Raw genomic sequence first — 13,561 nt, forward strand, 5'->3', positions numbered from 1 at the left:
ATGTAGGAGCTGCCGAAGGCTGCGATCTTTTGCTTTTAGTAACGCGTGCTGATCCACGAGACGATCAGAGCCAGCCCCAGACAAGCAAAACCAAATCGATAGAAAAACCGGTTCATGCGCAAGGTCGCCCAATCCAGGATCGGCTCGGCATTCGGCTGCGCCTGACGCTGGGCGGCAATGCTGGCCATCGCGCGCTGTTCACGGCGGCGGGTCGCATGCAGCAGCCAACTGCCGGGAAACGCCAACAACAGCGCCAGCAAGTTGATCAACTTGGCGGGATGGGCGGTAAACAGCGTCATCAAGTGCAGCGACATCACAGACCTCTATCTGAACCGGTATGGCAGACGCCAGACCGACGACCGCGGCGCGGATTCTACCGAAACCTTGTCGCCCTGCCCCAGCCTTTGCGACAAATTACCTGACAATCGACCGATGGCTGTCCTGTGTCACGGCTTCGTCATGTGGATGCACCAAGATGCGCGCCTCGAAACGCACATGGAACGCGACATGCTTCACGCTGAAAACCAGGATCGTCTGTACCTCATCACGCCTTACGACGAACAACAGAGCCTCGTCGGCAGCCTCGCCTTCAATGTTCAGGATCGCCACTGGCTGGTGTATTGCGCACTGGGCGGGCATCAGCATGCGGATTTGCCCGAGACGGATTTGTTGACGGGCGTTAGCGTGCTCGACTTTTACTCGCAGGCTGCCTAAAAAACAAAAGCACCCTCACCCTAACCCTCTCCCGGAGGGAGAGGGAACCGACCGAGTTGTTTATTCGAGGTCCATCGACCTGAAGCTCCGAGATGAATGTAGATCTCAAGAACAACGCAAATCGACCTGAAACCCCGAGATGAATGCAGGTCTCAAGAACAACACAGATCGGCTCCCTTTCCCCCTCGCCCCCTTGGGGGAGAGGGCTGGGGTGAGGGGGATCGATCTCCCATACGACACAAATTTCAAACCTGACACCCACAAAAAAGCCCGGAACCATCACTGGCCCCGGGCTTTTTAACATCCGCCGAAAACTTACTCGGCGAGAACCTGACCCACGGTCGGATCCTTGAACAGACGCGTCAACGCATCACTCAACACATCGCTGACCAGTTTGGTGTTGGTTTCCTGGTTCGGCGCCATGCCGAAACGCTGGTCCAGCGAAGCGCCGTAACGGCCGCTGTAACGGCGGTTGGCGTTCTGCACGTCGGAGCGGAAGGTCGCGCCGATGGTCGCTTCAGTCACGTACATGCCCTCTTTCGGCGACTGATACTTCAGCTCGGCCAGCGTCACGGTCAGCTGCGGAGCATTCGGCGCGTTGTTGGTCGGGGTAAAGCCCAACAGACGCACGGCGGCTTCAGCCTGAGCCTGCAGCTTCGGCAGGATCTGCTCGCGCTGCACGGTGATGGCGCTGGTTTCCGGGTACAGACCGCCACGGGTGCCCAAAGTTGGCGACGGACGACCGTCTACTACACGCACGACAACAGGCTGGCCACGGCCGACCGCTGGCAGCTGGGTGGTCAGCTTCGGCTCCGGGTTCAGTTGTTGCGGGCTGTGGGCGCAGCCGGCCAGGGTCAAACCGGCCACAGTGATCAAACCGAACAACAGGCGTTGCAACATGCTCTTCTCTCCAGAATCAGGCACAAACAGGCCGGCAGTATAGCGGTGGGCCACTGTGGGTCACCAGCACCGCACAGTGAATACTGAAATGTCTGACAAACCCGTGGGAAAGCGGTTCCTGTCACAGATTATTCACCCGCCATACACGTTCACGTCACGGCGCTTTGACAACCTTCCAATCAGTCCCCACAAGGTACTCAATCATGCGTTATCTGATCTCGTTGTTCGCGCCACGCCCCCTGCACCGCAGCTTCGCCCTGCTCGATCGCAACGGCCATTGCCAGGCTTTCAAGCAGTGCAGCCTGCAGCCGATGGGTGACGGCTGGGTGGAAATCGAAGAAATCCGCCTCAACTGGTTGCACCAGCCACTGCCCGCCAGCGCCCGCGTCATAGCGTCGCAGCCCCGTGCGCGGGTGCAAGCGATGTTGAGCATCTGACCGGATGCCTAATAAAAGTCATTAAACACGACCAACTCCCCGCATTTCTTCGATACAATCTCCCCCCGATTATAAGGACGTCTCCTGATCGGGCCCCGCAACAGCGTCAATGCGCATGCATTTGACATCAAAATCGCCCACAGAGAGCCGCCCACACAGATCGAGTGAAGTTGGCGCGCTTGCCTGTTCTTCCGGCAAAAACCCGCTTTTCGCGAATCTGCAGAGCTGTCACGACGCTCGGCCACCGCGTTGTTTTGCCTTTGCGGGCAAGGTGCCAGGCCTGGACAGCCCTTTTTTGAGGTTCACGTCTTCAAAAGAGCGTGAAAAAAACGGGTTTTCACAACTTCACAAGAGTGTGGCGAGCAAATGAAAAGTTTTGCGTCTGAACATGCACCATTAGCGTCTGAAACAGCCCAACGACACAGGACCGGGTATACCTCGAATATCGGAGCCTGAAGCCTGTCCGCTACGGATTTGGTTGCACAAAAACGGATGTCTCGACCATAAGTCGAATTGCCAGCTGCGTGCTGAAATGAGTTCATGGAGCTCTTGAAAGCCAAGCCGCATACATCCGTCGAAGTTGCGAAAAATTGCGAAGATTCGGACATGGCGAACCTGACCACGGATAGCCCGGACATCAATGACCTGTCCTGGAATGCCTGGCAGCCATGCCGACAATTTGGTGCTGCAGATTTTGGAGACGCGTTAAATGGCGCATAACGAAGCAGTCGACGTAGTACTGGTTGGGGCCGGCATCATGAGTGCCACCCTCGCCGTACTGCTCAAAGAGCTCGACCCCGCGATCAAGCTGGAAGTCGTCGAGCTGATGGATTCCGGTGCGGCGGAGAGTTCCAACCCGTGGAACAACGCCGGTACCGGTCACGCTGGTCTTTGCGAGTTGAATTACACGCCGCAGGCCGCCGATGGCACCGTCGACATCAAGAAAGCCGTGCACATCAACACCCAGTTCGAGGTGTCGAAGCAGTTCTGGTCGTACCTGACCAAGAAAGGCACGTTCGGCTCGTGCAAGTCGTTCATCAGCCCGGTGCCGCACCTGAGTTTCGTCCAGGGCGACACTGGTGTGTCCTTCCTCAAGTCCCGGTTCGATGTGCTGCACAAGCATCACGCGTTCTCCGACATGGAGTACACCGAAGACAAGGCGAAGATGGCCGAGTGGATGCCGCTGATGATGCCGGGCCGCTCGCCGGACGAAGTTCTCGCGGCGACCCGCGTGATGAACGGCACCGACGTCAACTTTGGCGCCCTGACCAATCAGTTGCTCAAGCACCTGACCAGCGCTCCCGATGCTCAAGTCAAATACTGCAAGCGCGTGACCGGCCTCAAGCGTAACGGCAGTGGCTGGACCGTCAGCATCAAGGACGTCAACAGCGGCAACACCCGTGAAGTCGACGCCAAATTCGTCTTCCTCGGCGCGGGCGGCGCGGCGTTGCCGTTGCTGCAGGCTTCGGGCATCGAAGAAAGCAAAGGCTTCGGCGGCTTCCCGATCAGCGGCCAGTGGCTGCGTTGCGACAACCCGGAAGTGGTCAAGCAGCACCAGGCCAAGGTTTACAGCCAGGCCGCTGTAGGTTCGCCACCGATGTCGGTGCCGCACCTGGACACCCGCGTAGTCGACGGCAAGAAATCCCTGCTGTTCGGACCATACGCCGGTTTCACCACCAAGTTCCTCAAGCACGGCTCCTTCATGGACCTGCCGCTGTCGGTTCGCGCCGGCAACATCGGGCCGATGCTGGCGGTGGCGAAAAACAACATGGACCTGACCAAGTACCTGGTCAGCGAAGTGATGCAATCGATGGAGCAGCGTCTGGATTCCCTGCGCCGTTTCTACCCGCAAGCGAAAGCCGAAGACTGGCGCCTGGAAGTGGCCGGCCAACGCGTGCAGATCATCAAGAAAGACCCGAAAAAGGGCGGCATCCTGCAATTCGGTACCGAACTGGTCGCGGCCAAGGACGGTTCCCTCGCCGCCCTGCTCGGTGCTTCGCCAGGCGCGTCGGTGACCGTGTCGATCATGCTGGAACTGATCGAGAAGTGCTTCCCGGCCAAGGCCAAGGGTGAGTGGGCAGGCAAACTGGCGGAAATCTTCCCGGCCCGTGAAAAGGTGCTGGAAAGCGATGCTGCGCTGTATCGCAAGATCAACACGCAGAACAACATCGCGCTGGAGCTGGTTGAAGAAAGCAGCGAGACCCCAAGCTACGCTTGATCTTGCCGCATAAAAAACGCCCCGTACTCAGTGAGTGCGGGGCGTTTTTTTATGCTTGGGAAAAGTCTCAGGTGCGGGACTTTTCGATCAGTTCGATGTAGTCCGGGGCGTTGCGCTGATCGGCGATCAGGTCAACGAAGGTCTTGCCCTGCTCGTCCTTGCCATCGACGTCGTAACCCGCCGCAACGAAGAAACCCAGAAAGCGTCCGAAGTCGTCGATGCGCAGGCCACGGTAGGCCTTGATCAGTTTGTGCAGCGACGGCGAAGTGGCGTCGACCGGCTCGAAATCGAGGAACAGCTTGATCTGCTCATCGCCGATCTCGTCACCAATCACTTGTTTCTTATCTTTACGCATTGCCGACTCCAGCTCGCAGACATTACACGGGGCGGGCAGTTTACCCCTGCCCGGCCGCCCGGCTCAACGCGATCGCACAGCGCCGGTGTGCAAATCGGCCCAGATGTGGCCATTGGCGTAACTGAGGAACTGCACATACACAGTGTCGTTGCGCAGCAGATCGATGATCACGCGGTATTGGGCCAGCGGATAAAACAGCGTCAGGGTCTTGCTCTTGTCGTCGTAGACCGGCTTTTTCAGGCTTTTGCTTTCGCCGTCGAAATTGACCAGCACTTGGGTGATCGTCGCGCCCTTGTTCAGGGATTTGCCTTTGAGGCGGATCATCAGCGGCGAGGTGACAGGAATCGGTTGCTGGTTGGACTGACGTTGCGCGCCCACCACTACGGCATAGTCGGTGACTTGCATGAGTTGCTGCTGCTCGGGTTCGGCATCGCGCACGGTCAGATCGTCCGGCGGCAGGAACTGGCTGTGCATCGGCGCGGCGGACAGCGGCAGACTGAGGATCAGTAAAAGCGCGGCGAGGCTGCGGATCAAGAGGCGCATGACAAGCTCCGGGGGGGCGGGGCCGAGCACTCTAGCATGGGTATCACGCAAACAAATGTAGGAGTGAGCCTGCTCGCGATTGCGGTCTGTCAGCAACGTTGATGTTGGCTGATACGACGCTATCGCGAGCAGGCTCACTCCTACAGGGGATGGTGCAGGGTCTTACATGCCTTTAACGGCAAAAATCCCGTTGGCGTTGCGCCAGTAGCCTTTGTAATCCATGCCATAACCGAAGATGTAACGGTCGATGCACGGCAGGCCGACGAAATCGGCTTTGAGGTCAGGACGCGCTTTGCGGTCGTGATCCTTGTCGATCAGCACGGCGGTGTGCACTTTGCGCGCGCCAGCGTGTTTGCAGAAGTCGATGATCGCGCCGAGGGTGTGACCTTCGTCGAGGATGTCGTCGATGATCAGCACGTCGCGGTCGATGAACGAGACTTCCGGCTTGGCCTTCCAGAACAGGTCGCCGCCGCTGGTTTCGTTGCGATAACGGGTCGCGTGCAGGTAGGACGCTTCCAGCGGGAATTGCAGATGCGTCAGCAGTTTGCCGGAGAAAATCAGCCCGCCGTTCATCACGCAGAACACTACCGGGTTGCTGTCGGCCAGTTGTTCGTTGATTTGTGCACCGACGCGGGCAATGGCGGCCTCGACTTCAGATTCGGTGTACAGGCAGTCAGCCTCTCGCATGATTTGACGGATATGCTCGAGATCAGCGGACATGGCGCTCTCCAGGGGGGAATGTGGGGGGGTATGGCTGCGAAAAGCGGGCAAAGGTACGCATCTCGCGAGGCCGAATCAAGCCTTTATGGACTAACGTACAGAATGTCCTATAGGACATCACCCTCGGATAGATTAATCTAGGCCGGTTTTTTTGCCCGCCGCCGGAGTTTTTCCATGCCCATCCTCGAGATCCGCCATCCGCTGATCCGTCATAAACTCGGCCTGATGCGCCGCGCCGATATCAGCACCAAGAACTTCCGTGAGCTTGCTCAGGAAGTCGGCGCCCTGTTGACCTATGAAGCTACAAAAGATTTGCCGCTGGAGTCCTACGATATTGCAGGCTGGTGCGGCACCGTGTCGGTCGAGAAGATCGCCGGCAAAAAGATCACCGTCGTGCCGATCCTGCGCGCCGGCATCGGCATGCTTGAAGGCGTGCTGAGCCTGATCCCGGGTGCCAAGGTTTCCGCTGTGGGTGTCGCCCGCAACGAAGAAACCCTGCAAGCGCACACCTATCTGGAAAAACTGGTTCCGGAAATCGACGAACGGTTGGCGATGATCATCGACCCGATGCTCGCCACCGGCAGTTCGATGGTTGCGACCATTGACCTGCTGAAGAAAGCCGGCTGCAAAGACATCCGCGCGATGGTGCTGGTGGCCGCGCCGGAAGGCATTGCTGCAGTAGAAAAAGCTCACCCGGACGTGACCATCTACACCGCGTCCATCGATGAGCGCTTGAACGAGCACGGTTACATCATCCCTGGACTTGGCGACGCCGGTGACAAGATCTTCGGCACCAAGCAGAAGGACGCGTGACCATGCAGCAAGAGTTCAACGATCCGCTCTGGCGCACGGTGCTGTCCGGCGCCCAGATGCTGTTCGTGGCTTTCGGCGCTTTGGTGCTGATGCCGCTGATCACGGGCCTGGACCCGAACGTGGCACTGTTTACCGCAGGTTTAGGGACGATCCTGTTCCAGATCGTCACCGGGCGTCAGGTGCCGGTGTTTCTGGCGTCGAGCTTCGCTTTCATCACCCCGATCATTCTCGCCAAGGGCCAGTTCGGCCTCGCCGCGACCATGGGCGGCGTGATGGCGGCCGGTTTCGTCTACACCTTCCTCGGCCTTGCCGTGAAGATCAAAGGTACGGGTTTTATCGACCGCTTGCTGCCACCGGTGGTGATTGGTCCGGTGATCATTTCCATCGGCCTGGCCATGGCGCCGATTGCCGCGAACATGGCGATGGGCAAGGCCGGTGACGGTTCTGAACTGATCCATTACCAGACCGCGATGATGATCTCGATGCCAGCATTGCTGACCACGCTGATCGTGGCGGTGTTCGGCAAAGGCATCTTCCGTCTGGTGCCGATCATTTCCGGCGTACTGGTCGGTTTTGCCATGGCGTTCTATTTCGGCGTGGTCGACACCGCAAAGATTGCCGCGGCGCCATGGTTTGCGATTCCGCATTTCACCGCGCCGGAGTTCAACTGGCAGGCGATTCTGTTCATCGTTCCGGTGGCGCTGGCCCCGGCCATTGAGCACATCGGCGGCGTGATTGCTGTGGGTAGCGTGACCGGTCGCGATTACCTGAAGAAGCCGGGCCTGCATCGCACCCTGCTCGGTGACGGCATTGCCACCACCGCTGCCGGCATGTTCGGTGGCCCGCCAAACACCACCTACGCCGAAGTGACTGGCGCAGTCATGCTGACCAAGAACTACAACCCGAAAATCATGACCTGGGCGGCGATCTTCGCCATCAGCCTAGCGTTCATCGGCAAGTTCGGCGCGCTGCTGCAAAGCATTCCGGTGCCGGTGATGGGCGGGATTCTGTGCCTGTTGTTCGGTTCGATCGCGGCGGTGGGCATGAACACCCTGATCCGTCACAAGATCGATCTGGGCGAGGCGCGCAATCTGGTGATTGTCTCGGTGACGTTGGTGTTCGGGATTGGCGGTGTGCTGGTCGGCACCGGTACCGGTCCGGACGACTTCGGCCTCAAAGGCATCGCGCTGTGCGCGGTGGTGGCGATTGCGCTGAACCTGATTCTGCCGGGCAATGATGGCTGGAAGAACAAGAAGGCGGATGAGCCGCTGATCTGAACCTTCAGATCGTCGCTGCCTGAAAGATAGCTTTCGCGAGCAGGCTCGCTCCCACATTGGAATGCATTCAAATGTGGGAGCGAGCCTGCTCCGGGCGGCGTTCCGACGAAGCTTTTGGCTTTTTAAAGGGCCAGCGGCGCTCTTTCGCAGAGGGTCGCCAACGCCTTCGCCCATTGCCGGTCATCATTCAGGCACGGCACCAGCACCAACTCCTCGCCCCCCGCTTCGCGGAACTGCTCCTTGCCGCGATCACCAATCTCTTCCAGCGTCTCGATGCAATCGGCGACAAACGCCGGGCACATCACTAGAATCTTCTTCACGCCACTTTTCGCCAGCTCATCCAGGCGCGCCTCAGTGTACGGTTCGATCCACTTCGCCCGGCCCAGACGCGACTGAAACGACACCGACCATTTGCCATCCGGCAGGCCCATGCGCTCGGCGAACAACGCTGCGGTACGCAGACATTGCGCGCGATAACAGGTGGCCAATACCGCAGGCGAGGCGTTCTTGCAGCAGTCTTCATTCTTGAAGCAATGATTACCGGTCGGATCGAGTTTGGTCAGGTGCCGCTCAGGCAAACCGTGGAAGCTCAGCAGCAAGTGGTCGTAATCCTGTTGCAGATGCGGCCTGGCGCTTACGACCAGCGCGTCGAGGTATTCCGGCTGATCGTAGAACGGCTGCAGCACCGACAGTTGCACGTTGAGTTTCTTTTCGCGGATCACCCGCTTGGCTTCTTCAATCACCGTCGTGGTGGTGCTGTCGGCGAACTGTGGATACAGCGGCGCCAGCGTGATGCGTTGGTGACCTGCCGCGACCAGTTTCAGCAAACAGGTTTCTATCGACGGTTCGCCGTAGCGCATCGCCAGTTCCACCGGGCCGTGGGTCCACTGCGCGGTCATCTGCTGTTGCAGGCGACGGCTGAGCACCACCAGCGGCGAACCCTCATCCCACCAGATCGACGCATAGGCGTGGGCCGATTGCTCCGGGCGCTTGATCAGGATCAGCGACACCAGCAGACGCCGCACCGGCCATGGCAGGTCGATCACGTAAGGGTCCATCAGGAATTGATTGAGGTAGCTGCGCACATCGGCCACAGAAGTCGAGGCCGGGGAACCCAGGTTGACCAGAAGCAAAGCGTGATCGGTCATGCAACGTCCTATTTCAGAGGCGGCCGGAGAGATCGTCCAGGGCCGCGCGTAAATCCGTGAACTGGAAAGTGAAACCCGCTTCCAGCAAGCGTGCCGGCAGAGCCTTCTGGCCGCCGAGCAACAACAAAGACATCTCGCCGAGGCCGACCTTCAGTGCCAGCGTAGGCATCGGCATGAACGCAGGGCGGTGTAAAACGCTGCCCAGCGTCTTGGCAAATTCGCGATTGCGCACCGGTTGCGGCGCGCAGGCATTATAAGGACCAGTGGCCTGCTCGCGGTGCAGAAGAAAATCAATCAGGGCGATTTGATCGTTGATATGAATCCACGGCATCCACTGCCGGCCATTGCCCAAAGGCCCGCCCAGCCCAAGCTTGAACGGCAGCAACAACCGCGACAAAAAGCCGCCCTCGGCCGACAGCACCAGACCGGTTCGCACCAGCACCACGCGGATACCCAGCGATTCGGCACGCAATGCGGTTTCTTCCCAGGCGATGCACAACTGGCTGGCGAAGTCGTCGATCACTGGCGGCGATTCTTCGGTCAACTCGCGCTCACCGCCGTCGCCATACCAGCCGATCGCCGATCCGGAAATCAGCAGCGCCGGTTTCTGTGTGCGGGTGTCGAGCCACGCCAACAGGGTTTCGGTGAGCTTGATGCGGCTGCTCCACAGCAACGCTTTGCGTCGATGGGTCCACGGCCGATCGGCAATCGGCGCGCCGGCCAGATTGACGATCGCGTCGACAGGCTCTTCGCCAATATCTTCCAGACGCGCAATGCCACGCACCTGCGCACCACAGATGTTCGCGACTTTTTCCGGTTTGCGGCTCCACACCGTCAGGCGATGGCCCTGCCCCAACCAGTGTCGGCAGAGCTGACGTCCTATCAAACCAGTACCGCCGGTCAGCAATATGTGCATGACATCTTCCTCGCGTGGCGTTTAACCCGGATCACTAGTCTATTTTTATAAGCAGGGATCTTTTCTATCGGGCAGGCTCTATTGTTTAACCATAGGCCAAGCTGTCAGAACGAGAACGCTAGAAGTTATACCAAAAAACAAAATTGTACAGGTTTCATCCACGGCGTAGTCTGTACAGAAAGGTAAACGAGGCCCCTATGACTGTACCTATCGCAATCATCGGCACCGGCATCGCCGGGCTCTCCGCCGCCCAGGCTCTGACAGAGACCGGGCATACCGTGCAATTGTTCGATAAAAGTCGCGGCAGCGGCGGGCGCATGTCGAGCAAGCGCAGCGACGCTGGCTCGCTGGATCTGGGCACGCAATATTTCACCGCGCGCGACCGCCGCTTCGTCACCGAAGTGCAACGCTGGCAAAGCCTGGGCTGGGTCGCCGAATGGGCGCCGCAGCTCTACACCTATCAGGGTGGACAGTTGAATCTGTCGCCGGACGAGCAGACCCGCTGGGTCGGCACGCCGCGCATGAGCGCCATCACCCGTGGCTTGCTTGATGGCTTGGAAGTGCACTTCGCCTGCAGGATCACCGAGGTCTATCGCGGCGAGGAACACTGGCACCTGCAGGACGCCGAAGGCTTCACCCACGGCCCCTTCAGCCACGTGGTGATCGCCACGCCAGCACCGCAAGCGACGGCATTGCTGGCCGCTGCACCGAAGCTTGCCGGAGCGGCTGCCGGAGTGAAAATGGAGCCGACCTGGGCCGTCGCCCTCGCCTTCGACACACCGCTGGATACGCCCATCGAAGGTTGCTTCGTGCAGGACAGCCCGCTCGACTGGCTGGCGCGCAACCGCAGCAAACCGGGGCGCGACAACACCCTCGACACTTGGGTGCTGCATGCCACCAGTGCATGGAGTCGGCAACACATTGATTTGTCCAAGGAAGCGGTGATCGAACAGTTGCACGGCGCGTTCGCTGAGTTGCTGCACAGCGCCATGCCCGCGCCGAGCTTCAGCCTCGCCCACCGCTGGCTCTATGCGCGCCCGGCGACGGGACACGAATGGGGCACACTGGCCGATGCCGATCTGGGCCTGTACGCCTGCGGCGACTGGTGCCTGTCCGGGCGTGTCGAAGGCGCCTGGCTCAGTGGCCAGGAAGCTGCGCGACGCTTGCACGAACACCTGCAATGAACCGCATCAATCCGCGTAAATTGCTGCTGTCGAAATGGACAGCAGCTCACCCGCTGAATCGTGAAAAACATTTTCTGGTGACCGAGTTGTTTCGCGACGAGGAAGGCACAGTGCTGGAAGTCGAGTTGCAGGCCGTGCTGACCAAGCGTGCCGAACGCCTCGATTGGCAAGTCCTCAGGAACAAGGATCACTGGTTATTAGGTTGGAAATAAAGATCCTGTAGGAGTGAGCCTGCTCGCGATAGCGTCGTATCAGTCAGCATCAATGTTGCTGACATACCGCAATCGCGAGCAGGCTCACTCCTACAGTGAACTGCGTTCAATCAAAAAAGTTATACAAATGATTTGACTTGTACACCCATGAATCTATGCTGAAGAAAGTTGTACAGAGATAAACCTCTGTATAGGTATAGATCCGAGGTGCCCATGTCTGATCCTTGCGTAGCCAAACCAAAAATCGCCATCAGCGCCTGTCTGCTCGGTGCCGAGGTGCGCTACAACGGTGGGCACAAGGAATCTCGGCTGTGCAGCCGCACCCTCACCGAGCATTTCGATTTCGTCCCGGTGTGTCCGGAGGTCGCAATCGGCCTGGGCATTCCCCGCGAGCCGATCCGCCTCGTCGGTGATCCAGAACATCCTGAAGCCATCGGCACGGTAAATCCGGCGATCAACGTCACCCGGCCATTGGCCGAATATGGCGAGCAAATGGCCGCCGAACTGGATGACATCTGCGGCTACATCTTCATGCAGCAATCGCCGTCCTGTGGTCTGGAACGGGTCAAGGTCTACCACGCCAACGGCGCCCCGGTGAACGGCGGCGGACGCGGGATCTACGCCCAGGAGTTCTGCGCCCGTCATCCGGATCTGCCCGTGGAAGAAGCCGGTCGCCTCAACGATCCAGTGTTGCGCGAGAATTTCATCACCCGCGTATTCGCCTATAGCGAATGGCAACAAGTCATCGCCCGAGGCTTGAGCCGCCGCACGCTCACCGAATTCCATTCGCGCTACAAATACTTGCTGATGGCGCACAACCCGCTGCAATACAAAACACTGGGCAAACTGCTCGGCAACATGGCGCACAGCGATCCCGCCGAACTCGGCCCGCACTACTTCAGCGAACTGATGGCGGCGTTGAAAAAATGCGCCACGCGCGGCACCCACTGCAACGTGCTGCTGCATATCAGCGGTTATCTGAAACAAGTGATCAGCGCCGAAGACAAACAGGAAATGGTCCACGTCATCAGCCAATACCGCCTCGGCATTGTGCCCTTGGTGGTGCCGTTGACGCTGCTCAAGCATCACTTTCGCCTCCATCCGGACCCGTACATCGCGCAACAGGTTTACCTGCAACCGCACCCGGAAAACCTCAGTCTGCGAAACGCCATCTAATGAACGACAAACTCGATAGCAGTGCCCAGGAAGACCTTGGCGCTGATTTTAAAAAAGCCCTCGACGAAGGCTGGCTGCCGATTCGCGAAGTCGCGCGGCAGACTGGCGTCAACGCCATCACCCTGCGGGCATGGGAACGCCGCTACGGGCTAGTGGTCCCGCAACGCACGCCGAAGGGGCACCGGCTCTACTCGGCCGAACATGTGCAGCGAATTCTGACCATCCTCACCTGGCTCAACCGTGGCGTGGCAGTCAGTCAGGTCAAACCACTGCTCGACACGCCACTGGCGTTCAGCGAATCGGTGGAAAACGACTGGCAACGCTTGCGCCAGACGTTGCTGACCGCCGTCACGCAACTCAGTGAACGCAGCCTCGATGACAGCGTCAATCAGGCCATGGCCCTCTATCCGCCACGCACGTTGTGCGAGCAATTGCTGATGCCGCTGCTGGCTGAACTGGAGCAGCGCTGGCAGGGCCAATTCGGCGCGCAGATGGAGCGGGTGTTTTTTTACTCGTGGTTACGCAGCAAATTCGGCGCACGCATCTACCATAACAATCGTCAGTTAAATGCTGCCCCGCTGTTGTTGATCAATCATTCCGACCTGCCACTGGAACCTCACCTGTGGCTATGCGCGTGGCTGATCAGCAGCGCCGATTGCCCGGTGCAAGTATTGGACTGGCCGTTGCCGGCCGGTGAATTGGCACTGGCCGTGGAACACCTGCAAGCCCGTGGCGTACTGCTGTATTCCAGCAAAGCCATGAACCTTGCGCAGTTGCCGAAACTATTGAACGGAGTCAGTTGCCCAAAAATGCTGGTCGGACCAACGGTATGCATCCACCACGCCGAGTTGTCCGTAAGAACTTCCGAGATTGTTGATTTGTTCCTGGCTGAAGATCCGCTGATGGCGCACCAGGTACTCGTTCAGCGTGGGCTGATTTAATGGACGC

General features: G+C 59.0%; 17 protein-coding genes. 10 read left to right on the forward strand and 7 right to left on the reverse strand.

Going from position 1 to position 13,561, the window contains the following annotated elements; translation table 11 throughout:
* Window positions 1–35 precede the first annotated feature (35 nt).
* On the reverse strand, window positions 36–314 hold the full coding sequence (locus tag U6037_RS24065; RefSeq protein ID WP_093441332.1) for a hypothetical protein: 279 nt from the start codon (window positions 312–314) through the stop codon (window positions 36–38).
* Window positions 315–507: 193 nt separating this feature from the next.
* Between U6037_RS24065 and U6037_RS24070 the strand changes: the two genes are divergently transcribed.
* Entirely contained in the window at window positions 508–714 is a 207-nt protein-coding gene (locus U6037_RS24070; protein ID WP_008083982.1) for a hypothetical protein, read from the forward strand.
* A 315-nt stretch (window positions 715–1,029) separates the two neighbouring features.
* On the opposite strand, the gene U6037_RS24075 is transcribed toward U6037_RS24070, so the two are convergent.
* Window positions 1,030–1,614: a YajG family lipoprotein gene (locus U6037_RS24075; RefSeq protein ID WP_008086137.1), complete on the reverse strand. Its 585-nt coding sequence runs from the start codon at window positions 1,612–1,614 to the stop codon at window positions 1,030–1,032.
* A 203-nt stretch (window positions 1,615–1,817) separates the two neighbouring features.
* On the opposite strand from U6037_RS24075, the gene U6037_RS24080 reads away from it, so the two are divergent.
* The 3 genes from U6037_RS24080 (at window position 1,818) to mqo (ending at window position 4,269) form a co-directional block, all read left to right on the forward strand.
* Window positions 1,818–2,051: a hypothetical protein gene (locus tag U6037_RS24080; protein ID WP_007912834.1), complete on the forward strand. Its 234-nt coding sequence runs from the start codon at window positions 1,818–1,820 to the stop codon at window positions 2,049–2,051.
* A 540-nt stretch (window positions 2,052–2,591) separates the two neighbouring features.
* Entirely contained in the window at window positions 2,592–2,771 is a 180-nt protein-coding gene (locus tag U6037_RS24085) for a hypothetical protein (protein ID WP_322844766.1), read from the forward strand.
* Complete coding sequence (mqo, locus tag U6037_RS24090) at window positions 2,761–4,269, forward strand: malate dehydrogenase (quinone) (RefSeq protein WP_322844767.1); 1,509 nt, start codon at window positions 2,761–2,763, stop codon at window positions 4,267–4,269. Before U6037_RS24085 ends, mqo begins: the two co-directional genes overlap by 11 nt.
* 67 nt (window positions 4,270–4,336) lie before the next feature.
* Here the strand turns inward: mqo and U6037_RS24095 are convergent, their stop codons facing one another.
* From U6037_RS24095 to U6037_RS24105, 3 genes are all read right to left on the reverse strand, one after another.
* Complete coding sequence (locus U6037_RS24095; RefSeq protein ID WP_322844768.1) at window positions 4,337–4,624, reverse strand: PA4642 family protein; 288 nt, start codon at window positions 4,622–4,624, stop codon at window positions 4,337–4,339.
* Window positions 4,625–4,687: 63 nt separating this feature from the next.
* Window positions 4,688–5,167, reverse strand: a complete 480-nt coding sequence (locus U6037_RS24100) for a hypothetical protein (RefSeq protein ID WP_127929738.1) — start codon at window positions 5,165–5,167, stop codon at window positions 4,688–4,690.
* A 162-nt stretch (window positions 5,168–5,329) separates the two neighbouring features.
* Window positions 5,330–5,887, reverse strand: a complete 558-nt coding sequence (locus tag U6037_RS24105) for a hypoxanthine-guanine phosphoribosyltransferase (RefSeq protein WP_016987197.1) — start codon at window positions 5,885–5,887, stop codon at window positions 5,330–5,332.
* Window positions 5,888–6,061: 174 nt separating this feature from the next.
* Between U6037_RS24105 and upp the strand changes: the two genes are divergently transcribed.
* Both upp and U6037_RS24115 read left to right on the forward strand, forming a co-directional pair.
* Window positions 6,062–6,700 (forward strand): uracil phosphoribosyltransferase, encoded by a 639-nt coding sequence (gene upp / locus U6037_RS24110; RefSeq protein ID WP_007912842.1) that lies wholly within the window; start codon window positions 6,062–6,064, stop codon window positions 6,698–6,700.
* A gap of 2 nt (window positions 6,701–6,702) precedes the next feature.
* Window positions 6,703–7,977: a uracil-xanthine permease family protein gene (locus tag U6037_RS24115; RefSeq protein ID WP_105708784.1), complete on the forward strand. Its 1,275-nt coding sequence runs from the start codon at window positions 6,703–6,705 to the stop codon at window positions 7,975–7,977.
* Window positions 7,978–8,099: 122 nt separating this feature from the next.
* Here U6037_RS24115 and hemH read toward each other — a convergent pair whose 3' ends face one another.
* Both hemH and U6037_RS24125 read right to left on the reverse strand, forming a co-directional pair.
* Window positions 8,100–9,125, reverse strand: coding sequence for a ferrochelatase (hemH, locus tag U6037_RS24120; RefSeq protein WP_322844769.1), 1,026 nt, complete (start codon window positions 9,123–9,125; stop codon window positions 8,100–8,102).
* Window positions 9,126–9,138: 13 nt separating this feature from the next.
* Window positions 9,139–10,041 (reverse strand): TIGR01777 family oxidoreductase, encoded by a 903-nt coding sequence (locus U6037_RS24125; protein ID WP_322844770.1) that lies wholly within the window; start codon window positions 10,039–10,041, stop codon window positions 9,139–9,141.
* A gap of 197 nt (window positions 10,042–10,238) precedes the next feature.
* Between U6037_RS24125 and U6037_RS24130 the strand changes: the two genes are divergently transcribed.
* The 4 genes from U6037_RS24130 (at window position 10,239) to U6037_RS24145 (ending at window position 13,554) form a co-directional block, all read left to right on the forward strand.
* Entirely contained in the window at window positions 10,239–11,225 is a 987-nt protein-coding gene (locus tag U6037_RS24130) for an NAD(P)/FAD-dependent oxidoreductase (RefSeq protein ID WP_322844771.1), read from the forward strand.
* Window positions 11,222–11,437: a TIGR02450 family Trp-rich protein gene (locus U6037_RS24135; protein ID WP_322844772.1), complete on the forward strand. Its 216-nt coding sequence runs from the start codon at window positions 11,222–11,224 to the stop codon at window positions 11,435–11,437. Before U6037_RS24130 ends, U6037_RS24135 begins: the two co-directional genes overlap by 4 nt.
* 213 nt (window positions 11,438–11,650) lie before the next feature.
* Window positions 11,651–12,613 carry a DUF523 and DUF1722 domain-containing protein gene (locus U6037_RS24140; RefSeq protein ID WP_322844773.1) on the forward strand — a complete coding sequence of 321 codons (963 nt, stop codon included), beginning with the start codon at window positions 11,651–11,653 and terminating at the stop codon, window positions 12,611–12,613.
* Window positions 12,613–13,554 carry a MerR family transcriptional regulator gene (locus U6037_RS24145; protein WP_322844774.1) on the forward strand — a complete coding sequence of 314 codons (942 nt, stop codon included), beginning with the start codon at window positions 12,613–12,615 and terminating at the stop codon, window positions 13,552–13,554. The genes U6037_RS24140 and U6037_RS24145 overlap by 1 nt, the downstream gene beginning before the upstream one ends.
* The last annotated feature ends 7 nt before the right edge of the window (window positions 13,555–13,561 follow it).

Source organism: Pseudomonas sp. B33.4 (assembly GCF_034555375.1).
Taxonomy (GTDB): domain Bacteria; phylum Pseudomonadota; class Gammaproteobacteria; order Pseudomonadales; family Pseudomonadaceae; genus Aquipseudomonas.

What these genes read in the sequence shown, in the direction of transcription:
- U6037_RS24070 (WP_008083982.1), top strand. Translation starts at nt 508, where the DNA reads ATGCTTCACGCTGAAAACCAGGATCGTCTGTACCTCATCACGCCTTAC.
- U6037_RS24080 (WP_007912834.1), top strand. Translation starts at nt 1,818, where the DNA reads ATGCGTTATCTGATCTCGTTGTTCGCGCCACGCCCCCTGCACCGCAGC.
- U6037_RS24065 (WP_093441332.1), bottom strand. Translation starts at nt 314, where the DNA reads ATGTCGCTGCACTTGATGACGCTGTTTACCGCCCATCCCGCCAAGTTG.
- U6037_RS24095 (WP_322844768.1), bottom strand. Translation starts at nt 4,624, where the DNA reads ATGCGTAAAGATAAGAAACAAGTGATTGGTGACGAGATCGGCGATGAG.
- upp (WP_007912842.1), top strand. Translation starts at nt 6,062, where the DNA reads ATGCCCATCCTCGAGATCCGCCATCCGCTGATCCGTCATAAACTCGGC.
- U6037_RS24115 (WP_105708784.1), top strand. Translation starts at nt 6,703, where the DNA reads ATGCAGCAAGAGTTCAACGATCCGCTCTGGCGCACGGTGCTGTCCGGC.
- U6037_RS24130 (WP_322844771.1), top strand. Translation starts at nt 10,239, where the DNA reads ATGACTGTACCTATCGCAATCATCGGCACCGGCATCGCCGGGCTCTCC.
- U6037_RS24105 (WP_016987197.1), bottom strand. Translation starts at nt 5,887, where the DNA reads ATGTCCGCTGATCTCGAGCATATCCGTCAAATCATGCGAGAGGCTGAC.
- mqo (WP_322844767.1), top strand. Translation starts at nt 2,761, where the DNA reads ATGGCGCATAACGAAGCAGTCGACGTAGTACTGGTTGGGGCCGGCATC.
- U6037_RS24085 (WP_322844766.1), top strand. Translation starts at nt 2,592, where the DNA reads ATGGAGCTCTTGAAAGCCAAGCCGCATACATCCGTCGAAGTTGCGAAA.
- U6037_RS24145 (WP_322844774.1), top strand. Translation starts at nt 12,613, where the DNA reads ATGAACGACAAACTCGATAGCAGTGCCCAGGAAGACCTTGGCGCTGAT.
- U6037_RS24135 (WP_322844772.1), top strand. Translation starts at nt 11,222, where the DNA reads ATGAACCGCATCAATCCGCGTAAATTGCTGCTGTCGAAATGGACAGCA.
- U6037_RS24140 (WP_322844773.1), top strand. Translation starts at nt 11,651, where the DNA reads ATGTCTGATCCTTGCGTAGCCAAACCAAAAATCGCCATCAGCGCCTGT.
- hemH (WP_322844769.1), bottom strand. Translation starts at nt 9,125, where the DNA reads ATGACCGATCACGCTTTGCTTCTGGTCAACCTGGGTTCCCCGGCCTCG.
- U6037_RS24075 (WP_008086137.1), bottom strand. Translation starts at nt 1,614, where the DNA reads ATGTTGCAACGCCTGTTGTTCGGTTTGATCACTGTGGCCGGTTTGACC.
- U6037_RS24125 (WP_322844770.1), bottom strand. Translation starts at nt 10,041, where the DNA reads ATGCACATATTGCTGACCGGCGGTACTGGTTTGATAGGACGTCAGCTC.
- U6037_RS24100 (WP_127929738.1), bottom strand. Translation starts at nt 5,167, where the DNA reads ATGCGCCTCTTGATCCGCAGCCTCGCCGCGCTTTTACTGATCCTCAGT.